21 protein-coding genes and 2 tRNA genes are annotated in these 21,763 nt (G+C 48.1%); 20 read left to right on the forward strand and 3 right to left on the reverse strand.

Going from position 1 to position 21,763, the window contains the following annotated elements:
- Together NSB28_RS03985 and NSB28_RS03990 are read left to right on the forward strand one after the other, a co-directional pair.
- The coding region (locus NSB28_RS03985) for a formate--tetrahydrofolate ligase (RefSeq protein WP_257517587.1) at positions 1-129 on the forward strand (129 nt) is incomplete at its 5' end.
- A gap of 51 nt (positions 130-180) precedes the next feature.
- The gene (locus NSB28_RS03990) at positions 181-954 is read left to right on the forward strand and encodes a formate/nitrite transporter family protein (RefSeq protein ID WP_109625286.1); all 774 of its coding nucleotides are present in this window, start codon (positions 181-183) and stop codon (positions 952-954) included.
- Positions 955-1,148: 194 nt separating this feature from the next.
- Here the strand turns inward: NSB28_RS03990 and NSB28_RS03995 are convergent, their stop codons facing one another.
- On the reverse strand, positions 1,149-1,484 hold the full coding sequence (locus NSB28_RS03995; protein ID WP_109625678.1) for a cyclic-di-AMP receptor: 336 nt from the start codon (positions 1,482-1,484) through the stop codon (positions 1,149-1,151).
- A gap of 364 nt (positions 1,485-1,848) precedes the next feature.
- Between NSB28_RS03995 and NSB28_RS04000 the strand changes: the two genes are divergently transcribed.
- The 4 genes from NSB28_RS04000 to NSB28_RS04015 all read left to right on the forward strand — a co-directional run bounded on the left by NSB28_RS04000 (position 1,849) and on the right by NSB28_RS04015 (position 5,925).
- Positions 1,849-2,766 (forward strand): ArsR/SmtB family transcription factor, encoded by a 918-nt coding sequence (locus NSB28_RS04000; protein WP_109625287.1) that lies wholly within the window; start codon positions 1,849-1,851, stop codon positions 2,764-2,766.
- 135 nt (positions 2,767-2,901) lie between these two features.
- On the forward strand, positions 2,902-4,065 hold the full coding sequence (locus tag NSB28_RS04005) for a galactokinase (protein ID WP_109625288.1): 1,164 nt from the start codon (positions 2,902-2,904) through the stop codon (positions 4,063-4,065).
- A gap of 69 nt (positions 4,066-4,134) precedes the next feature.
- Positions 4,135-5,640, forward strand: a complete 1,506-nt coding sequence (galT, locus tag NSB28_RS04010) for a UDP-glucose--hexose-1-phosphate uridylyltransferase (RefSeq protein ID WP_109625289.1) — start codon at positions 4,135-4,137, stop codon at positions 5,638-5,640.
- Between the two features lie 15 nt (positions 5,641-5,655).
- On the forward strand, positions 5,656-5,925 hold the full coding sequence (locus tag NSB28_RS04015; protein WP_109625290.1) for an acylphosphatase: 270 nt from the start codon (positions 5,656-5,658) through the stop codon (positions 5,923-5,925).
- Positions 5,926-6,074: 149 nt separating this feature from the next.
- Here NSB28_RS04015 and NSB28_RS04020 read toward each other — a convergent pair.
- Positions 6,075-6,158, reverse strand: a tRNA-Leu gene (locus NSB28_RS04020).
- Between the two features lie 452 nt (positions 6,159-6,610).
- Between NSB28_RS04020 and NSB28_RS04025 the strand changes: the two genes are divergently transcribed.
- The 10 genes from NSB28_RS04025 to NSB28_RS04070 all read left to right on the forward strand — a co-directional run bounded on the left by NSB28_RS04025 (position 6,611) and on the right by NSB28_RS04070 (position 16,930).
- Positions 6,611-7,582, forward strand: a complete 972-nt coding sequence (locus tag NSB28_RS04025) for a LysR family transcriptional regulator (protein ID WP_109625291.1) — start codon at positions 6,611-6,613, stop codon at positions 7,580-7,582.
- Between the two features lie 259 nt (positions 7,583-7,841).
- Positions 7,842-9,302, forward strand: coding sequence for an MFS transporter (locus NSB28_RS04030; protein ID WP_109625292.1), 1,461 nt, complete (start codon positions 7,842-7,844; stop codon positions 9,300-9,302).
- Between the two features lie 89 nt (positions 9,303-9,391).
- Complete coding sequence (locus tag NSB28_RS04035; protein WP_257497463.1) at positions 9,392-10,810, forward strand: SLC13 family permease; 1,419 nt, start codon at positions 9,392-9,394, stop codon at positions 10,808-10,810.
- 47 nt (positions 10,811-10,857) lie between these two features.
- Entirely contained in the window at positions 10,858-12,213 is a 1,356-nt protein-coding gene (locus tag NSB28_RS04040) for a uroporphyrinogen decarboxylase/cobalamine-independent methonine synthase family protein (protein WP_109625294.1), read from the forward strand.
- Positions 12,214-12,237: 24 nt separating this feature from the next.
- Positions 12,238-12,876 carry a cobalamin B12-binding domain-containing protein gene (locus tag NSB28_RS04045; RefSeq protein WP_109625295.1) on the forward strand — a complete coding sequence of 213 codons (639 nt, stop codon included), beginning with the start codon at positions 12,238-12,240 and terminating at the stop codon, positions 12,874-12,876.
- Positions 12,877-12,893: 17 nt separating this feature from the next.
- Complete coding sequence (locus tag NSB28_RS04050; RefSeq protein WP_109625296.1) at positions 12,894-13,718, forward strand: methyltetrahydrofolate cobalamin methyltransferase; 825 nt, start codon at positions 12,894-12,896, stop codon at positions 13,716-13,718.
- Positions 13,715-14,383 (forward strand): DUF1638 domain-containing protein, encoded by a 669-nt coding sequence (locus NSB28_RS04055; RefSeq protein ID WP_109625297.1) that lies wholly within the window; start codon positions 13,715-13,717, stop codon positions 14,381-14,383. Before NSB28_RS04050 ends, NSB28_RS04055 begins: the two co-directional genes overlap by 4 nt.
- 52 nt (positions 14,384-14,435) lie before the next feature.
- Positions 14,436-15,107: a cobalamin B12-binding domain-containing protein gene (locus tag NSB28_RS04060; RefSeq protein WP_109625298.1), complete on the forward strand. Its 672-nt coding sequence runs from the start codon at positions 14,436-14,438 to the stop codon at positions 15,105-15,107.
- A 20-nt stretch (positions 15,108-15,127) separates the two neighbouring features.
- The gene (locus NSB28_RS04065) at positions 15,128-16,756 is read left to right on the forward strand and encodes an ASKHA domain-containing protein (RefSeq protein ID WP_109625299.1); all 1,629 of its coding nucleotides are present in this window, start codon (positions 15,128-15,130) and stop codon (positions 16,754-16,756) included.
- A 90-nt stretch (positions 16,757-16,846) separates the two neighbouring features.
- Positions 16,847-16,930, forward strand: a tRNA-Leu gene (locus tag NSB28_RS04070).
- A 438-nt stretch (positions 16,931-17,368) separates the two neighbouring features.
- On the opposite strand, the gene NSB28_RS04075 is transcribed toward NSB28_RS04070, so the two are convergent.
- Entirely contained in the window at positions 17,369-17,644 is a 276-nt protein-coding gene (locus NSB28_RS04075) for a helix-turn-helix domain-containing protein (RefSeq protein ID WP_109625300.1), read from the reverse strand.
- Positions 17,645-17,855: 211 nt separating this feature from the next.
- Here NSB28_RS04075 and NSB28_RS04080 point away from each other — a divergent pair, with 211 nt between their 5' ends.
- From NSB28_RS04080 to NSB28_RS04095, 4 genes are all read left to right on the forward strand, one after another.
- Positions 17,856-18,068, forward strand: coding sequence for a hypothetical protein (locus NSB28_RS04080; RefSeq protein WP_109625301.1), 213 nt, complete (start codon positions 17,856-17,858; stop codon positions 18,066-18,068).
- A 98-nt stretch (positions 18,069-18,166) separates the two neighbouring features.
- On the forward strand, positions 18,167-20,077 hold the full coding sequence (locus NSB28_RS04085) for a polysaccharide biosynthesis protein (RefSeq protein ID WP_109625302.1): 1,911 nt from the start codon (positions 18,167-18,169) through the stop codon (positions 20,075-20,077).
- Complete coding sequence (locus tag NSB28_RS04090) at positions 20,077-20,817, forward strand: tyrosine-protein phosphatase (protein WP_109625303.1); 741 nt, start codon at positions 20,077-20,079, stop codon at positions 20,815-20,817. The genes NSB28_RS04085 and NSB28_RS04090 overlap by 1 nt, the downstream gene beginning before the upstream one ends.
- A gap of 1 nt (position 20,818) precedes the next feature.
- The gene (locus tag NSB28_RS04095) at positions 20,819-21,754 is read left to right on the forward strand and encodes a hypothetical protein (RefSeq protein WP_109625304.1); all 936 of its coding nucleotides are present in this window, start codon (positions 20,819-20,821) and stop codon (positions 21,752-21,754) included.
- Positions 21,755-21,763: the final 9 nt, after the last annotated feature.

Below are 21,763 nucleotides of genomic sequence, written 5' to 3' on the forward strand. Positions count from 1 at the left end.
ATATCAGCGGGAGCAGGCTTCATTGTGGCCCTGACAGGGGACATCATGACAATGCCAGGCCTTCCGAAGGTACCTGCAGCTGAGAAAATCGACGTAGACGAGAATGGAAAGATTTCAGGATTGTTCTAAGACGGTCAGAGTCCCGGTAATTCAGAAGGGAACTGGAGGAGGTAGAATGATATGTTTGATGAGGAATTCCAGGCGGTATGTAGTGCGGGTAAGGGTAAAGTAAATCTTTTGAAGACAAATCCGGGCGGATATTTTGTATCCTCCATGGTAGCGGGGATGTTCATATCTTTTGGTTCATTTGTAACCTTCGTTATGGGCACTCCTCTGAAAATGGCAAATGACCCTATGACAAAGGCGGTAATGGCATTCTGTTTTACAGCGGCCCTAAGCCTTGTCATTGCGGCAGGCGCCGAGCTTTTTACAGGAAATAACTTCGTGATGACCTCGGCGGTCCTGGGTAAAACCGCCTCATGGTCAGATACGATAAAGCTCTGGGTCGTCTGTTATATAGGGAATTTTGTGGGCTCATGGATATTGGTCGGCATATTCCAGCTGACGGGCATACCGTCAGGGGATGTGGCAGCGCACTTTGCGTCAGCTGCGGAAACGAAAATGTCACTGACCCCTATGGAGATGCTTACAAGAGGAATACTGTGCAATATCCTGGTCTGCCTGGCTGTGTGGTGCAGCTTCAAACTGAAGAATGAGGCAGCAAAACTTATAATGGTATTTTGGTGTATTTTTGTATTCATGATCTGCAGCTGTGAGCACAGCGTTGCAAATATGAGTATTATGGGCGTGGGATTACTTAATCCGGGAACAACATCCGTGAGCGTTGGAGGTTATTTCCTGAATCTGCTGATTGTTACAATAGGCAATTTAATAGGCGGAGCCGTGTTCGTGGCAGTGCCGTATTTTCTGATTGCCAAAAAGAAATCAAAATAAGTTTATAGGGCGTAAACTTTTTATGGTTATCTGTTGATTCTCCGGCCTGCGCAGTGAGCGGGGCCGGAGAGATAAATCTTTTTTAACATTGGGTGAATGATAAAAGAATGCCGCCGTACCGGAGAGGAGAGACCGGGACGGCGGCGTTTTTGACGTTTGAATACATGTCTTAATACGTGATGCAAAAAGCATCATCAGATCTTCATATACTGTGCCACATCGATCACGAATACAGTGGCGCCTCCTATTTCCACGTTCATAGGGACAGAAGCATAGCTGATAGGCTGCACCCCGCCTGATACGTATGGCGCATTGACTGTGATCTGGCGGCGGTTGGAACATTCTTCCTTGATGATATTGATGACATTGTCCACCTTGTCGTCATCAGTGCCTACGAGCAGCGTTGTACTGCCGCGCTTCAGGAAACCGCCTGAACTGGACAATTTTGTCACCATGAATTCATGCTTTGTCAGGTTGTCTATTACAAAACCACTGTCTTCATCATGTACAATTGCGAATATCATTTTCATATAAAGCCCTCCTTTTACGCATCCAAATGTATGGAGTAATAGTTTATCGTTGCTTATATTGGATATTTTATATTCTTTTTTGAAAAAAGTAAATATATATTTAGGTTTTTTCAGAAAATCAGGGGGCATTTGACCTACGGGAGCAAGTTTTCCAGCTATGCTGCTGGAATGAACTGTGATATAATAAAACAAGAAAATTATTTTGGAATCAAAGACCCCGCGGCATTCGCCAAATGCACATGCAAGCATGTTCACTTGGCTCATTGTTCGCGGGAATAAATCGAAGGCAGAAATATTCCGGGAAATCAGGTTGAATGCAGCTGAGAGCCGGGCAGTACCGGGATTGAGAAGGTGAAAAGACAGAATGAATGGGAAAATTTGTATGAATCTGGAGGATAAGGGGCTGGCGGCTGTGGGAAAGGCTTTGTCATCTAAGACGAGGCTGGAGCTTCTGAAGCTTCTGGGAAAAGAGCCACTGAGCATCAATGAGATAGCGGAGAAGATGGATATCCCTCCCTCATCTGCGGCCATGCATGTCAGGGTGCTGGAGGAGGCGGGTCTTATCAGGACAGAATTAAAGCCTGGTATCAGGGGTTCCATGAAGGTGTGCATGAAGACAGCGGACAGCCTGGAGATCGAGCTGGATGTGCCCGATGGGGAGAAGCATCAGGTTCAGATCGTGAGTATGCCCATAGGGAATTTTGTGGATTATGAGGCATGGCCTACCTGCGGCATAGTGGGCAGTGACGGGCATATTGATGAGGAGGATGAGCCGAGATGCTTTTATAATCCGAAAAGAGTGTTTGCACAGCTCATCTGGTTTGGACGGGGCTACCTGGAGTACCGTTTTCCAAATGTAGGCGTCAGGGAAGAGGAACTTAAGAAGGTGGAGCTTTCTATGGAAATATGCTCTGAGACTGCCGATTATAATATGGAATGTCCCTCGGACATAACGGTCTGGATCAATGGGGTGGACGCAGGCACCTGGGAATGCCCAAGTGATTTCGGGGGCAGGAGGGGCAAGCTGAATCCGGAGTGGTGGCCTGATAAGAATACACAGTACGGCATGCTGAAGACATGGTGTATCGCCAGGGAAGGGACAAAGCTGGATGGCAGGAAAGTAAGCGCCCTGCAGATAGAGGATTACCATCTCACGGGCGGCCCGTATATCTCTGTGCGCATAGGCATAAAAGAGGATGCAGGCCATGTGGGCGGAGTCAATCTGTTCGGTGAGGGATTCGGTGACCATCCCCAGAATATTCTTCTTAAGTTTTTTTATTAAACTTTCTTAAACCAGTGGACAAATCTATATTTTGTAGTATAATGCAATTGAAACAGAAATATTGTTTTTAAACAATAACGCTAAAATGATCGGACAAACGAGGAACAGAAAAAAATAAAGAAAAGGAGAAGGAAAATGAAAGCTGAGCTGATGAAGAAATTCGCAGAGTATTTTGGGGAAGGGGGAGATATCAGGGCTTATTTTGCACCTGGCAGAGTGAATCTTATAGGGGAGCACACTGACTATAACGGCGGCCATGTGTTTCCGTGCGCTCTGACCATTGGTACATATGGGATAGCAAGGAAGAGGGAGGACAGGAAGCTGCGTTTCCTTTCTTTAAATTTTGAAAAGCTGGGAATACTGGAGAGCAGTCTCGATGAACTGAAGCCGGATAAGGAAGCAGGATGGACGAATTATCCCAAGGGCGTGATGTGGGCTTTTGGACAGAAAGGGTATGAGATCCCGGCAGGAATGGACCTGATGCTTTTTGGAAATATCCCCAACGGTTCAGGGCTTTCATCTTCAGCCTCTGTGGAGGTTCTGACAGGATATATCCTCAGGGATATGTTTGGATTTGAAGTGACAAACACAGACCTGGCGCTGACAGGACAATTCTCTGAGAACCAGTTCAACGGAGTAAACTGCGGTATCATGGACCAGTTTGCTATTGCCATGGGAAAGGCAGGACATGCTATCTTTCTGGATACAAGCGATCTGTCATACCAGTATGCGCCTGTGGAATTAAAAGGCGCGAAGCTTGTGATTGCATGCAGCAATAAGAAGAGAGGGCTGGGAGATTCAAAATATAATGAGAGACGCTCAGAATGTGAGACTGCGCTGGAAGAGATACGCCGGGTGAAGGATATAAAGAGCCTGGGAGAGCTGTCAGAGGCAGAATTTGAGGAGTGCAGGGCAGCTATTAAGGATGAAGTGAGAGTCCGCAGGGCAAAACATGCAGTATACGAGAACCAGAGGACCATACGGGCTGTGGAGGCTCTCAGGAACAATGATATAGCCATGTTTGGGCAGCTCATGAATGAGTCTCATGTGTCTCTGCGTGATGATTATGAAGTGACAGGCATCGAACTGGATACTCTGGTAGAGGAAGCCTGGAAGATAGAAGGAGTGATCGGCTCCAGGATGACAGGCGCAGGCTTTGGAGGCTGCACGGTAAGCATTGTAAAGGATGAAGCCATTCCTGAATTCATGGACAAAGTCGGCAGAGCTTATAAGGAAAAGATAGGCTATGCTGCAGATTTCTATGCAGTGGAGATAGGGGACGGCCCTGTAACACTGTAAACAGGCAGTCAGGCGGAGGTTTTGCCCTCTGGTGTATAATAAGGTAAAAAACAGAAAAGGGGAACGAGTATGGTATGTGAAGATATATGCAGACTGGCGGCGTATGGGATTCAGACAGGGCTGATAACAGAGGAAGACAGGGTATACACGATCAATTCTATTCTGGAAGTAATGGGGCTGGAGGAATTTGAGGAGCCTGCTGACGCGGAAGATTATGTAAATCAGGAGATAGACCTGGAAGAGGTGTTAAATGATCTTCTGGATTTTGCCGCGATCAAAGGGATACTGCCCGACAATACAGTAGTATACCGGGATCTCTTTGATACAAAGCTGATGGGGACTCTGGTGCCAAGACCCCATGAGGTGGCGGGCAGGTTCAGGGAGCTCTACAGCAGGTCCCCGAAGGAAGCTACAGATTATTATTATAAGCTCAGCCAGGATTCAGATTATATCAGAAGATACAGGATCAAGAAGGATATGAAATGGGTGACTCCAACAAAATATGGAGATCTTGACATCACTGTCAACCTGTCGAAGCCGGAGAAGGATCCTAAAGCCATAGCTGCAGCCAAGCTGGCAAAGCAGAGCGGCTATCCCAAATGCCTGCTCTGCAGGGAGAATGAGGGATATGCAGGCAGGGTAAACCATCCTGCAAGGCAGAATCACAGGATCATACCTGTGACAATAAACGGCAGCGACTGGGGATTTCAGTACTCACCGTATGTGTATTACAATGAGCACTGTATTGTCTTCAACACAAAGCATATCCCCATGAAGATTGAGAGGGCAACCTTTGCAAAGCTTTTGGATTTTGTAAGGCAGTTTCCCCATTATTTCGTGGGATCTAATGCTGATCTTCCGATCGTGGGCGGTTCTATCCTGAGCCATGACCACTTCCAGGGAGGAAATTATGAATTTGCCATGGCTAAAGCTCCTGTTGAGAAAGAGATCACCATCGGCGGATATGAGGACGTGGAGGCTGGCATTGTAAAATGGCCAATGTCTGTCATCAGGCTCAGGAGCCGGGATACAGAGAGGCTGGTCGGCCTGGCGGACCATATACTGACAGTCTGGAGAGGTTATACGGATGAGGCTGCATTTATCTATGCAGAGACAGATGGGGAACCCCACAATACGATAACTCCTATTGCAAGAAAGAGGGGAGAATTCTTTGAGCTGGACCTTGTCCTGAGGAATAATATCACCACGGAGGAGCATCCTCTGGGCGTATACCATCCCCATGCCGAGCTTCATCATATTAAGAAGGAAAATATCGGCCTGATTGAGGTGATGGGACTGGCGGTGCTTCCGGCAAGGTTGAAGGGGGAGATGGAGCAGCTCATGGAATACCTGACTACATGCAGGGATGTGCGGGAGGTCCAGGAGCTGGAAAAGCATGCTGAATGGGTAGATGAGATCAGGAATAAATACGACAGGATCGGAGACGACAATGTAGAGAAGATCCTGCAGGATGAGATCGGCGCAGTATTTATGAAGGTGCTGGAGCACGCCGGTGTCTATAAGTGCACAGAAGAGGGACGTGAGGCATTTGAGCGTTTCCTGGCGGCATTGTAGGCCCGGTGCAGCCATATGAAGGTCAGAAGGCATATTGTCCTCTCAGGGCGCGTACAGGGCGTAGGACTGCGTTACAGGGCCATGCATCTGGCGCAGTCCCTGGGAGTGACAGGATGGGTGAGAAACGGATGGGACGGCAGAGTGGAGATGGAGCTGCAGGGCACATCAGATGAGATAGCCTTGATGCTTTCAAAGCTCCATGAGGGCATGTTCATTCAGATAGACAATGTGGAATCAGAAGAGATTCCGGCAGTGCAGGAGAGCAGCTTCCATATCAGAGGATGAATGCTCAAAAATAAAAAATCCAGGACTCAGAGATGAGGACCTGGATTTTTTATTCCTGCAGGCAGCGAGACAAGTGTGCATGCCTGCATGTGCATTTGGCGGCTGCCGCGGGGCTTTGACTAAGTTTTTGCATTAGGGCAAAAAAAGAGTGCGGAAGATGGGACTTGAACCCACACGGTATTGCTACCACAGGCACCTGAAGCCTGCGCGTCTGCCAATTCCGCCACTTCCGCACGTTTCTTTATTTTGTGAAGTTGTGTTTCGCAACTCACAGGCATTATAATACAATATATTTTTATGTTTGTCAACACAAAATTAGAAAAAAATTGAATTTTTTTTAAAGTACGTATTATTCGGTTAATTTGGGCATTAAGAAATATGACCGGACGCTTCGCGATGCACAGAAACGGCCAAAAGCGCCGTTTCGCGCCACAGCCCTCGTGATTTTCGTGCAAAATACGCACGAAAACACCTCGCGGGACGGTGACGTGTGAATAGTAACTGTAAAAGTTCCTTGTAAAACATCCGTGAAACAGATAGAATTATGGTAGATAATGTTATTGGCATGCGTATGGAAAACGCATAGGAAAGTGCTTGGTTACTATTCACACGTCTCCGTCCCGCGGAGCGTGTTACTGGTCGGAGTGAACAGTAACAGTGTTTTGGACTATTGGGGGAAGGTATCATGAAATATATGGACATTGGAGGTATTACTTTACAGCAGATCCAGATCTGCCTGAGCGTGGCAGACAACAAGAGTTTTACTAAGGCAGCGGCAGAGATGCATCTGTCTCAGCCGACGCTGAGCAAAAAGATAGCTGATCTGGAGATACAGCTGGGGATCATACTTTTTATCAGGGGGAAGAATTCAAGCGTAAAAGTAACCCCGGCAGGTAAAGAGCTTTTTAAGGAGTGGAAGAAGATGCTCTCAGGGTTTCAGGATGTGCTGTTAAAGGCGACAGAGATCCAGGCCTGCAATAATCCCAGGCTTGTTGTCACCACAACTCCTTCTGCACAGACACAGGCTTTCCTGCTTCCTGTGGTACATAAATTCCAGGAGAGGAATCCAAGCATTGATGTGAGGATAGAGAATGAAAGCATCTCGGAACAGTTAAAGGGGCTTTTGGATAATGAGATAGATGTGGTGCTTGTAAATTCCTACCGTCAGGATCTCTTTGACAGGGAGGATATCAGCTGGGAGATGGTGCTTCACTGCTGCTGGTCAGTGGGGATGCTGAAATCAAATCCTCTGGCGGGAAGAACAAATATCTGCATAGAGGATCTGCGCATGCAGGGCTTCGTTCTGCCTAATGACCGTTTTTTCGGGGAGATGGTAAACGGGCTGTGCAATGCCCATGGATTCACCCCGAGGATTTCCTATTATACAAAATATTTTTCAGGTATGTCTCTCAGTGTCAGGAAATCCAACGAGATATTTATCACTGACAGGTATATGCAGGAGTATTACAACCAGGACTGTGTTTACTATGACCTTCCCGAAACTGAGAGCGGTATCCTGATGGCAGGAAGAGCGGGGGAGACAAATGAAGTAGTACTGGAATTTAAGAGGCTGGCGCGGGAGTACTTCAAAAGGATAGATGACACCGGGCGGGGAGATTGGAAGATAGCCGGCATAGGCACAATAGGCGCCTGTTAAGCGTGCAGGGCAGCGCTCTGCCGGTATGAGGCGGGGTCCGGCCGGAGCAGGGCGGACAATTAAATAAGACTGATATTGAAAGATCCGGATTTTCCGCAGTTAAAGCGGAAGTCCGGATTTTTGTTATTCTGATTTGGAATGAGACATGCGAAAAAGATATTAGACAATAGAAAATGCAGATGATAGTATTTAGTTAAATAAATATAAACATTATTAAAAGTCAAAAAACAGCGTCACAAAAGAAAAGGGGGAATCATTTATGCCAGAAGAAGTAACTATCAGTGAACAGCAAAAGAAAGAGGATAAAAAACGTTTAAAGCTGTTAAAAGTCCTGTGGCCGGCCTCGGAGCTGGGGGGAGGCTTTAATAAAGCCTACTTTTCAACGTATGCCCCATTCCTGTATACAAATGTATATCTGCTCTCGGCTGCTTTCTCAGGCTTCCTCAGTCTTGTCCAGACGATCGTGGGGTGGATAGGAGGGCCTATATTCGGCACATTTCTGGACCGTTTCTCATTTAAGAAGGCGAAATATTATCCATTCATCATTGGAGGTACCATTGTAGTCTACAGCGCCTGGATGCTTCTGTTCGCACTGCCTGCCCTGGGAGTGTCGGGAGCCAATACGGGGATCGTGGCACTGATACTCTCAGTAGTGATTGCCATATTTGGTCCTGTATCAGCCACACCTATAGCGGCTGTATATCCGCTGCTTTCCACAAATCCTTCTGACAGACAGTTTTTTGCCATGTTCCAGAAGATCGGCCGTGACGGTGGAAAGACTGTATTCGGATATATCATCCCTCTTGTACTTGTAGCTTTTACAGCGTCAATGGGTGAGACAAATGCATATGCAGTGCTGGGCCTGATCATCGGACTGATCACCATTGCTTTCTACGTAGCCCTGGCCATCGGACTGAGAGGATCATACGTAGAACGCAATGCCATCGCCAGAAGCCGGACAGCTACAGGGGAAAAGAAAAAGAATATCCCGCTGTCTACTATGTTCAAGACAGTTTTCACTAACAAAGCTCTCCTTTCAATGTTTGCATTTATGGCAATCCACAAAGGCTACTATTTTGTATATGTGACATGCGCTACATATATTTTTACATATGTATTTGGCGATTTCAGTTATATGGCAACATTTATGGTGGTATTTAACCTGGCCGCCATCATAGGCGTAATGTTTGGACCACTGTGGAAAAAGATATTCAAAGAGACAAAGAGATGCTTTTCCATGTGTATGATCACCCATGTGGCAGTGGTGGGAATCCTGGCCCTGACCTTTAAGAACCTCACTGCATACAGCTTTATCGCTATCTTTGCTGTTTCCAGCTTTTTCATGGGCATGCTGGAGAACTATATTATGCCGATGTTTGCCGCTGCGTCTGATTACGGCGCATGGAAGACAGGCAACCGCCTGGACGGCATTACAATGTCGATCTATTCTCTGACAATAACCTCAGGCGTCCTGATCGCTACCTTTATCAGAAGCGGTGTCCTTATGGCGGTCAACCTGGATGCTGTGACAGCAGGCGGGGAAATCACATCTGCATTTGTGGGCGGGCTTGGAAACCTGTTCTCCTGGATCCCGTTTGTCATGTCGCTTTTGTCTCTTGTGTTTGTGCTTCTGTTCCCTCTCAATGATAAGAGGATCGCACAGATCAATGAAGATATTGCAGCGGGGATAACAGCGAAAGATTCTACACTGAAATTATAAAAAACATAACTGTACAGTACCTTCACAGTTATATGCAAAATCTATTTAAAACCGCCTTTGGCGATGGAATTTAAATGAGGAGGATTAATATGGCAGCAGTAAATGAAAATTCCGGCAAAAGTAATTTGATCAGCCTTCTGGCAGCTGCCGTCCTGCTGGCAGGGGCGATATTCCTGCCGGGTATGGGAAGCTTTTCTAAAGAGATGGTAAGCGCGGCCTGTCTGATCCTTTTTGCGGTGCTGCTCTGGGTCAGGCAGCCGATACCCATAGGGATATCCAGCCTGCTGGTAGTGATACTGGAACCGCTCCTGGGCCTGATGCCTTCTATGTCGGCGGCCTTTGCGGGCTATGCAAATCCTTCCCACTATTTTACGATCGCCTCCTTCGGCGTGGCGATCGCTATCAGGAAGACGAGTATATCTGCCAGGCTGCTCAAGAAGCTGCTTGAAATATGCCGGGGAAATGCAAAGAAGATCATATTTGCATTTATGCTTCTTACATATCTGATATCCATGATCATGAGCGATATCGCGGCAGTAGTTATCTTTCTGGCCTTTGCCCTCAGCCTTCTGGAAATACTCAGGGAGGAGTGGGGTGAGGAGCAGGAGAGAAGGCTTGGCAAGGTGCTTTTGCTGTCCCTGCCCCTGGCATCTGTGATAGGGGGGACGGCAACTCCTATGGGATCTACAGTAAATGTACTTGCCCTGAATCTTTTGAAGGACAATGCCGGGATACATGTGACTTTTCTGCAGTGGTGCGTGGCGGGGCTTCCCATATCCCTGGTCCTGCTGGTGGCTGCCTGGCTGATCCTGATATGGTTCTACCGTGTGGAGGCGCTTCCAGGCAAGGTGACTGAGAAGTTCATCGAGAAGATACAGAGGGAAAAGAAGAGCCATCCTGCGGAGAAGAAGATACTTGTAATAGTAGGGCTTATGATCGTGGCCTGGGTGGCAGGCACATGGGTCACTGCCTTAAATACGACTACAGTGGCGGTGATAGGGCTGGCCTGTATGGTGCTGCCCCAGGTGAATGCTTTCTCGTGGAAAGAATTCAGGGATGGAGTCCCCTGGGAGATCCCTCTGATGGGAGGAGCCACTGTATCACTGGGGACACTGGCCAAGGATACCGGGCTGGTACAATTGGCGGCGGACAGGATCACATCGGCATTTCCGGGCATGGGTGCAATGTCAATGGTGGTGATGCTGGGGCTGCTGGTAACTCTCGTACTGCTGGTGATCCCTGTGGGTCCTGCAGCTGTCTCTATGCTGATAATACCTGTCTATACAATGGCGGAGGCCCTGCATTTAAATCCTGTCATGGCAGTCATAACAGTGGGGATCTTTGCTTCAAATTCAACCATACTGCCCCTGAATGCGGTAGTACTGATGTCCTACACAAAGGGATACTGGAAGATCAAAGAGCTGGCTAAGGCAGGGATCATTATCTCTGTGCTTTGGATCATCCTGGCGGCTCTGTGGATACCGTTTGTCTCAGGAGCTATGTATTAATATGCTGTAAGAAAATAAGACATTCAAAACGAAAAGGAGGCTGTAATATGGAGGATGCAGTAAAGCTTAGAGAGGAGAGACAGCAGTTATTCTGTGATGTCTACGACAATAAGATACCAAAGAGGGTGCCGGTCAATGTAGGGCTTTCTTTAAATGTAGTGGCCGGGTACGCCGGAATATCAGGGAAGGAAGCCCTCTGGCATCCGGAGAAGCTGGAAAAGGCAGCGGATGAGCTGTGCAGCATGGTTTTCTCAGATGTATGTGTCTATTCGGGCACGATCCTGCTGCCAGCAAAATACCAGACCCTGGGAGCCAATAACATGAAGGTGAGCAATACAGGATTTATGCAGCACCCGAACCATGTGGGATTCTATCCTGAGGATTACGACGCATTTATTGAAAATCCTTATGACTGCATAATAGAGCGTGTACTGCCCAGGAATTTTAAGGAGCTGGATACACCGGGAAGGTGCATGTTCGCAGCAGCCCAGGCTATGACAGCCAGCAATGCGGTGATGGGTGAGAGCATGAAGCTGATAAGGAAGCTGAGTGAGAAATACGGCTATTACAGCGCGGAGCCGGGAACAGGAACTGGTGTATATGCACCGCTTGATATACTGACAGATACACTGCGCAGCCTGAGCGGCATGTCCCTTGATATCAGAAGGATGCCGCAGAAGGTGAAGGCGGCTGTAGAGGCAGTCTATCCGCTGAATTATAAGGTAGGCCTGCCCCAGAAGGTAACAAATTACGGTCATGCATTCTTCCCGCTGCACCTGGCTACCTTCCTCAAAGAAAAAGATTTTGCAGAGCTCTGGTGGAAGCCGTGGCTTAGGCAGGTGACAGACTATGCATCAATGGGATATCATTCTAACGGATTCTGCGAGCACAACTGGATGAGGTATCTGGACTACCTTATGGAGCTTCCGGTAGATACCCAGCTGCAGTTTGAGCAGGGAGACCCTGCAGTGATTAAAGAGAAGCTGGGAAGAAGATTCATACTGACTGGCCTTTTTCCATTAGGCATACTGCGGACCTGCACCAGGCAGGAATGTATTGACAAGACAAAGGAATTCCTGGACATCATGATGCCCCATGGAAAGTTTATTTTCGGATTCGACAAGAGCGCCCTTGTATATGACGACATCAACCTGGACAATCTGATCGCTGTATGTGAGACTGTGCGCGATTACGGAGTGTACAGCAATCCGGGAGAGAAGGCAGGCGAGGAATTCCATAAGGAAGATTACGTGCATTCTGAAGTGGGAGCTTTTGAAAGCAAATATTATAAAACATGGGAGCAGTATCTGGAAGAAAATCCGAACACACCTGAAAGTGCTAAAGATATGATAACCAGGCTGGAGGATGACATAGTTAAATTCGTATACGGACTATGCCAGTAGAGAGAAAGAAGGAGGTAGAATAGTATGCTGGATTATGAAGCGCTGAAAGAGGCAATGGGGGACCTGGAGGAAGACGTGGTTCTGGAGATCATGAATAAAGTGATGGAAGACGGAGGAGAGCAGGCGGGACAGGCCATGAAAGCCTGCCAGGAAGGAATGAATATCGTGGGGGAACGTTTTGCGACCCAGGAATATTTTGTCTCTGACCTGATTTTTTCCGGAGAGCTTATGAATGAAGCTATGGATATCATCCGCCCGGCCCTTTTGAAATCCACGGGGGAGAGCATGGGAAAGATGATCCTGTGCACTGTGGAAGGTGACCTGCATGACATAGGGAAAAATATTGTGAAGGCCATGCTGGAGGCCAGCGGCTTCAGTGTGATCGATCTGGGGATCGACGTGAAACCCTCTGACATTGTCAGAACGGCCAAAGAAGAGGGCATTACAATTATAGGGCTGAGCGGTGTGCTGACCCTGGCTATTGACGCCATGAAAGCCACTGTAGAGGCATTTAAGGATGCAGGCATGCGCCAGGATGTAAAAATCATTATAGGAGGCGCTCCGGTCAACCAGGCCGTATGTGATGTGGTGGGAGCGGATTCCTGGGCAGTCAATCCTGCCGATACGATCAAAATGTGCAGGGAATGGTCACATGCAGCATAAATAAGGGGGCGTTATTTGTGATAATCATCGGTGAAAAAATAAACGGCGCCATCCCGTCCGTCTGTGCGGCAATTGAAAGGCGGGATGAGGCATTCATCCTGGATCTGGCAGACAAACAGGCCGAAGCGGGGGCGGCTTATCTGGATATATGTTCCGGCAGGGCGCCTGAGCTGGAGAAGGAGGACATGATCTGGCTAATAGACACTGTCCAGTCCCATACTGATATGCCCCTCTGTGTGGACAGCCCCAACCCACATCTTTTAAAAGAGCTTCTGCCTATGGTCACTCAAAGAGGGATCGTGAATTCAGTCTCCGGGGAAGGGGACAAGATGGATGTACTTTTTCCCGCCATCAGTGAAAATGGCTGGGATGTGATAGCACTGACATGTGATGACAGCGGGATAGCGGCTGAGGCTGACAGGAAGGTAGAAATAGCGGTGCGTATAATTGAGAAGGCCGCCTCTTTTGGGATTGCGCCGGAGCGAATCTATATTGATCCTCTTGTATTATCGCTCTCAGCGGTGAATGATTCCGTCATAAATTTCCTGGACGCTGTGAAGGAGATAAAGAGGAGGTATCCCGGGGTAAAGATAACTTCAGGCCTCTCGAATGTTTCTTATGGGATGCCCTGCAGGAAAGCTGTGAACCAGTTTTTCCTGGCATTGGCCATGTATGCGGGAATGGATTCAGCCATTGCCGATCCAGCAAACAGGGATATCTATACTGCAGTGCTGGCTGTGGAAGCCCTCCTGGGCAGGGACAGGTTCTGCAGAAGATATAACCGTGCTTACCGGGCCGGACGAATAGGGCCTGTGAGAGAAGGACAGGAGAAGTCAAAATGACAGGAACAGTCATAATAGCCTGCAGTGTCCTTCAGGATGAGCTTGACATGGTTTTTGAGGAGCTGGGATATTCCTTTCCATGTATATGGATACCCCAGGGACTCCACAATACTCCGGAGCTTTTAAGGGAGAAGCTGCAGGAGATACTCGACAGTATCAGCCATGCCGGCAGGATCATCCTCTGCATGGGTTATTGTGGAAATGCAGTTCTGGGACTGAAAAACGGCAGCTGTGAGCTGGTGATGCCAAAGGTGGAGGATTGTATCACCCTTCTTCTGGGCAGCCAGGAAAGGCGCAGGAAAATGACTGAGGAAGAAGGGACATATTTCCTGACGAAAGGATGGATACAGGGAGGACGCACCATCTGGAATGAGTATGAACATCTGAAGATGCGCTGCGGGGCAGTCAGGGCCGTCCGGCTGCTCCGGGAAATGATGAAGAATTACAGCAGGCTGGTCATACTGGATACAGGAGCGTATAAAATATCCGAGGTGCGGGGGGAAGCTGAGAAGACGGCGGATATCCTCGCACTGAGGTGCCAGACGGCAGAAGGTACAGTAGAGTATTTAAAAGAGCTGGTCAGCGGCCCGTGGCCCGAACAGCGTTTTCTGACCGTTCCAGCGGGTATGACGGTCACGGAGGAAGCTTTGACAGACGCTCCTTGATTGATAATGCAGCTGTTATTTGATATAATGGAACCCGACAGGAGGGGTTCTTATGGATGAAAAAGTAACGGCTGTGTTTTGTGCGGTGGACGAAGGAGATACTAAAAATATCAGCCGTATCGTAAAGGAGGCGCTGGGGGCAGGTTATTCAGCTGAAGAGATCATGAACAGCGCAATGATGCCTGCTATGGAAGCTGTGGGGGAAAAGTTTCATCGAAATGAGTATTTTGTGTCTGACATGCTGCTCTCTGCTAAAACAATGAAGAAAGGGATCGCCGTCCTGAAGCCTTATTTGGGCGGGAGTGCGGATGACAGCCCCGGAAATGTGATAATCGGAACAGTTTCGGGGGATCTTCATGACATCGGCAAAGATATCGTGGCAGCCATGCTCAGAGCCAGCGGATTTAATGTGCTGGATCTGGGGGTGGATGTATCGGGGGATGAATTTGTGGAAGCAGCGGAGAAGAACAGGGATGTGGATATTGTAGCAGTATCCGCTCTGCTGACAGCCACTCTGCCTGCGATGAAGAAAATAGTGTCAGAACTAAATGCAGTGAAAGAAAGACGGAAATTCAAAATTATGGTGGGCGGTGCGCCTGTCACAGAAAAGTTTGCTGCTTCTATAAAAGCTGATGCCTATTCGGAAGATGCTCCGGAGGCTGTAAAGGCTGCCAGGCGTCTGATGCAGGAGCTTAAAGAAGAACGGAGGGCAGGCGCAGATTAAGGAAGAGGGGGAAGGTGTTTATGAAAAATTACAGGATACGCATCTGTCCTTCAAATAAGAGCATTTTAGTGCAGGAGGGAACTACGCTTCTGGAGGCCCTGCGGATGTCAGGGGAGAAGCCGGACGCTCCCTGCGGCGGGAGGGGGACCTGCGGAAAATGTCAGGTGACAGTTCTGGCGGAGGGTTTCAGGAAAGTGTGCCGCGCCTGCCAGACTGTGGTGGATCAGGATATGACAGTGGAACTGCCGGAAAAAGGAAACAGGGCGCAGATCCTGTCTGAGGGGCGCAGGCAGAAGGTGGAAGTACTGCCCGGCCTGGACTTCATGGAGGGGGAGCAACCTGAGAGCGGCAGATGGTGTCTGATGTCATTTGATATTGGCACAACTACAATTGCCGGATATCTGATGGATGGGATAACAGGCGAAGAGCTGGCACGTGACAGCTGCTTAAATTCCCAGATCCAGTTCGGCGCCGATGTTATCAGCCGTGCTGTCATGGCTGTGGAGGAAGGTACAGAACGTCTGACAGCCTCAGTCCGCAGTGATATAAACGGGCTGGCGGCTTCTCTTGCCCAAAAGGGCGGCATTTTGCCTGAGGATGTGGCTCTTGTCTCAGTGGTGGGGAATTCCTGCATGCATCATTTATTTCTGGGGATTACGCCGAAAGGGCTGCTGAAGATCCCTTATATGCCGGAAGTGACAGAAGGACTGCGGATCCCTGCGGCAGACTGCCGGATCAAGGTAAACAGCAAGGCAGAGCTTCTGATGCTTCCTAATATTGCAGGGTTTGTGGGTGCAGATACAGCTGCCTGTATGCTGTGGGCAGGCTTTGACAGGATCGGGTCTATGACACTTCTGCTGGATATTGGGACAAACGGTGAGATGGTCCTGGGAAACAAGGACCGTGCAGTCTCATGCTCTACGGCTGCGGGACCTGCTTTCGAGGGTGCCAGGATCGAGTGCGGCATGAGGGGAAAGGAAGGAGCCATCGACCATGTGTTCATGGAGGATGGACATCTGTCTTATACTGTGATAGGAGGCGGCAGGCCGGAGGGCATATGCGGTTCAGGTCTTCTGGATGCAGCGGCTTTTCTGATGAAGAGCGGATTTCTGCTGCCGTCAGGCAGGATGCAGAAAAAGGAGAAGTTAAATACACCGGAATCTGTCATATATAAGGACAGGATAAGGGAGATCGGCAAAAGGCAGGCTTTTGTACTTGCAGAAGAGGGGGAAACTGCCGATGGAAGGCCTGTATACATATCCCAGAAGGATATCAGGGAGCTTCAGCTGGGGAAAGGGGCGATTGCATCAGGTATCAGCCTGCTCTGCCGTGAGCTTGGCATTCAGGTACAGGAGATTGAGCAGGTCATGATAGCGGGGGCTTTTGGAAATTATATGGACCCGCGCAGTGCATGTGAGGTGGGGATGATCCCATCCTGTCTCCTGGATAAAATAATATCAGTGGGAAATGCGGCAGGCGAGGGCGCCAGGATCGCCGTGTTAAACAGGGAGGAATATGAGAGGAGCAAAAGGATGGCAGCCTCAGTAGAATTTCTGGAGCTGGCGTCAGATTCGCTGTTCCAGAAGATATTTATTCAGAACCTGGACTTTCCGGAGCAGGGGGGTAAAAAGAATTGTCAAAGTTTTTGAAAAAATTTAAAAAAAGTTGTTGACTTCTGGAAAAAGTAATGCTATAATTCCTTTTGTTCGCAGGGAAGAGCACTGCGGACCACAACAAAAGCGGGAGTGCTGGAATTGGCAGACAGGCTAGACTAAGGATCTAGTGTTGGCAACGACGTGTGGGTTCAAGTCCCATCTCCCGCAGTAGAGCGAGAGGCCGTATCCGAATGGATACGGCTTTTTTGTTCTATAGGAAACAAAGTTTCCTATAGAACAAAAACCTTCGGGAGGATGCACAGCTGTAGAATCCTTTTTTTGGCAAATGTGTCAGAAAAAGGCATATAGTTTTATGTTTTCGACATAGACAGAACAGTATTTTTGAGATAAAATGTAGGCAGACAGCAGTAACCGGTGATAATATCATATTTTATAATCATATATTTTATAATCATGGGGTATAAGTTGTAGTTTTGTATCTGATATGGTATAATTGACATGGTTTGAAACACGTTTCGGCGTGTCGTGTTTTAGAAATTAATTAAATTAACAGAGATACTAATATGAGGAGAATCTTAATTGAAGCTGACTGCCCCGCTGGAGTTATTTAGCGGGGGAGTTCAGCCTCTTTTGTATACACGGTATTTATTTTTTTATATCGTTGATTACCTGCTGGATATGGGAAAGCTCTTCTATTGTAAGGCCGCTGACTTCTATAAAGCTGCGGTGGTCAATTTCAAGCAGATAATCACAGCTTACCGAAAAAAAGCGGGATATCTTGATGAGCATATCAATTGACGGAAGTATATTGTTATTTTCCCAGTTAGAGACTGCCTGTTTAGTTACTCCCAGCTTTTGAGCCAGCACAACCTGGTTCATACCGTGGGATTTCCTTAGATTTTGTATAATTTCTCCAAACATTCTGATCCTCCTTATGATGAATATAGAGTAAAATAAAAAACAACCATTTACAAAATACTAAAGTAAAGCTATAATTGACTTTAGGGTGTACCGGAGATACGGATGAAGAGTTTTCCTTTCATGTGCCGGGGCATATACAGCCGGAGTAAAACGAAACAGACAATAGATAATAGTCAACGGACAATAGACACAGGATGAGGGGGAGTGCGTTATGAAACATACAAAAACAGCAGCGGCGGTATTTTTGCTTGCCGTTATGCTGTTATGCCCGTTTTTGGCAGGAATTTCAGCTGAGGCTGGGACAGTTGTGGGAAACATGCTGGAAAATCAGGCACCGGCGAATTGTCAGAAGGCGGCAATAGCTACTGTGGTGATGCTGGCTGCAGGTGTGGCAGTATATCTTGTCAGGAACAAGAATGAATAGGCGGACAGGTTCTGCCTCCAAAACATATTCTGTTTTATAGTTTGTACAGTTCATGCAGACATAGAATATATATATTATTTTATTAGAGGAAGAAAAAAATGCTGGAAAATAATAATAAAGGTTTGCTGTGGATCCATAAAGCGCTGCTGCTGGCATTTGCAGATGTATTGATTATTCTCTCTTCCTATCTGCTGGCGCTGCTTCTGCGTTTTGACTTTGTATATACAAGTATTCCGAAGATGTACATACAGGGCTATCTGGTGGCGATGCCGTATTGGGTGGTATCAAGCATGGTGGTATTTTATATATGCCGGCTGTACCACAGCATCTGGCGCCTGGCGAGTGTGTCGGAATTGAGGATGATACTGAACGCCTATGTGATATTAGCGGCCGTGTATGCGGCGGGAGCGCTGTTTATGAGGCTGAATATGCCGCTGTCGTGGTATTTTATAGGTTATGTGATCAGCTTCTGCCTGACCACAGGAGTACGCTTTTCGTACCGCCTGATACGTTTTTATTTGAACAGCCATGAGGCGCCGGTCGAGAAAAATGACAGGATCATGATCATCGGCGCAGGCTCCGCGGGACAGGTTCTCATAAAGGAACTGCGCAACAGCGATAAGATCCATACGGAAGTATGCTGTGTCATTGATGATAATCCAAATAAAAAGAAGCGGATGCTGGAGAGCATCCCAATTGTGGGAAACAGGTATGATATACCGGCTATGGTGAAAAAGTATAATATAAATCATATTATATATGCGATTCCCAGCTCTGCGCCTCAGGACCGCAGGGATATCCTGAATATCTGCAAGGATACGGGCTGCCGTCTGCAGACGGTGCCGGGAGTCTATCAGCTGGTGAACGGCGAGGTCAGCGTCAGTAAGCTGCGCAGCGTAGAGATCACCGACCTTCTGGGCCGCGCCCAGGTAAAGGTAAATAATGACGAGATCTTTGCGGCGATAGCAGGAAAGGTAGTTCTGGTCACAGGGGGCGGAGGCTCTATCGGCAGTGAACTCTGCCGTCAGATAGCCCATGCGGATCCCAAACAGCTGATCATTTTTGATATGTATGAGAACAATGCCTATGAGATCCAGCAGGAACTGATCAGATCATGTCCCCAGCTGAATCTTGTCACTTTGATTGGTTCTGTGCGAAATACATACCGGGTCAACTGGGTGATGAAGCATTATCGTCCGGATGTGGTTTTTCACGCAGCCGCGCACAAGCATGTTCCTCTGATGGAGGAGAGCCCCAATGAGGCTATCAAGAATAATGTCCTGGGAACATACAATACGGCCACGGCGGCAGCTAGGAGCGGTGTAAAGAAGTTCGTGATGATCTCCACGGATAAGGCGGTAAACCCGACAAATATCATGGGAGCATCCAAGCGTCTTGGTGAGATGGTGATACAGATGATGAACCGTCAGTACAGCTCAACAGATTTTGTGGCTGTCCGTTTCGGTAACGTTCTCGGAAACAACGGCAGTGTCATTCCGCTCTTTAAAAAGCAGATCAGCGAGGGCGGTCCTGTGACAGTTACCGACAAGAATATTATCCGCTACTTTATGACGATACCGGAGGCGGTATCTCTTGTACTTCAGGCGGCCTATTATGCAAAGGGCGGCGAGATATTTGTCCTGGATATGGGAGAGCCTGTCAGGATCGATGATATGGCCCGCAATCTGATACGTCTGTCAGGCTATACGCCGGATGTAGACATCATGGTTGAATATACAGGGCTTCGTCCCGGGGAGAAGCTTTTTGAGGAACTGCTCATGGATGAGGAAGGGCTGACAGGAACGGCAAATGAACTGATCCATATCGGCAGGCCTATTGAGATGGATGACGGATGGTTTAAGCGCAAGCTCCGCCAGCTGGATGAGGCGAGCTACCGGGAGGAGGAGCACATAAAAGCGATCGTTTCAGAGATTGTGCCTACATATCACTATGACAAGAAAGAGGAAGAGGAGCGTATCAGACAGATAGGGAATCAGGGGAGAGATTGATGGTCGATTTACATTCGCATATTCTGCCGGGATTGGATGACGGACCCGGAAGTATGGAGGAGGCAGTCTTTATGGCCCGCAGGGCCGCTGCTTCTAACGTAAGTCATATCGCGGCGACCAGCCACGGGAATTACTATCCATATGCACTGGAAGAATATCAGGAGAGGTTTACAGAGCTGGAGGAGGTTCTGCGCAGACAGAATATACCGGTGAAACTGTATCCTGGGATGGAGATCTTTGTGGATGAGAACACGGCCGGGCTTTTGGAAAAGGGCAGACTGCTGACCTTAAACGGGACAGATTATATTCTGGCAGAGTTTCCCTTTGACCAGTCTGGGGAAAATGTATGCAGGCAGCTGCGTAAGCTGCGGGACGCGGGATACAGGATCGTGGTGGCCCATCCGGAAAGATATATGTTTATACAAAAGGAGACTGAACTGGCATATTATCTGGAAAGCCAGGGATATGTGCTCCAGGTAAACCAGGGGAGCCTGGCGGGGGATTTTGGCAGGGCATGCAAAATGACGGCAGAACAGCTGCTCGTAAGCGGCATAGCCCGGGTGATAGCCACAGACGCCCATGACACCAGATACAGGTCGCATGACCTGCAGCGGCTCATGTGGTATCTGTCAGGTATGTTTACCTCCGCTGAGATACGGCTGTGGCTGTCTGAGAATCCAAGCAGGATTTTAAAAGGCAGCTCCACAATTGGTTTAAACACAGACAGAAAAGAGGAGTAAGATGAAAAAAGCTGGGATAATACTTGGCATTTTGTGCCTGGCCGCGATCATTGGAGGCTGGAAATATACAGAGTACAAGCGCAGCCAGATAGATCTGGAAGGCCCTGTCCTGACGGCGGCGGATGACAAGGTCAGAGTGCCTATTGGCGCGCCGGACAGTGAATTGATAAAGGGTGTAACAGCCTGGGATGAGAAGGACAAAGATGTGTCCGGCAGCATCGTAATAGAGAGCATCAATAAAAAGCCGGACGGAGAGAGCAATGAGTTTGAGATTACATATGCAGCATTTGATAATTCCAATAATTCAGGAAAACTGACAAGGACACTCATATACCGGGATTACCGTCAGCCGCATTTCGGCATTTCACAGCCGCTGAGATTTTCCAGGAATCAGAATTTGTCCCTGTTTGACTATATAACGGCAGATGACTGTCTGGACGGGGATATCACCCCGTTTGTTGTGATAGAGGGAGAGAAGGACATCGTCGCAGAAGCCAAAACAGGAATTTATAATTTTACCCTTCAGGTGTCGAACAGCGTGGGGGATACCTCCCAGCTGCCCATACAGGTAGAGATTTTTGAGGACAGCTATGAGGAGCAGATGTTCAGGCCGAAGATCGTACTCAGCGATTATCTGATATATATTACTAAGGGCAGGAGGTTTAGCCCGGAGGATTATCTGGACCATATTGAAGATAAGGGAACCCTGCTGATCGACCGCGGGCCCATGGTTGAGGTGGAGGAAAAAGGCGAGGTGACTCTTGTTACAGAAAAAGAGGCTAATGAGTCTCCCGGAAGCTGGGTAAATATCTCCAGGATTGATATAAGCTCTGATGTGAAAAGCAACGTGCCCGGCATTTATTCTGTGGTCTATTCTTATACATCAGAAGATACGGGGTATGACTGCAGCGCAAGGCTGATCGTAGTCGTGGAGTAGAGGAGGCAG

Source organism: Murimonas intestini (genome assembly GCF_024622195.1).
GTDB classification, from domain to species: domain Bacteria; phylum Bacillota; class Clostridia; order Lachnospirales; family Lachnospiraceae; genus Murimonas; species Murimonas intestini.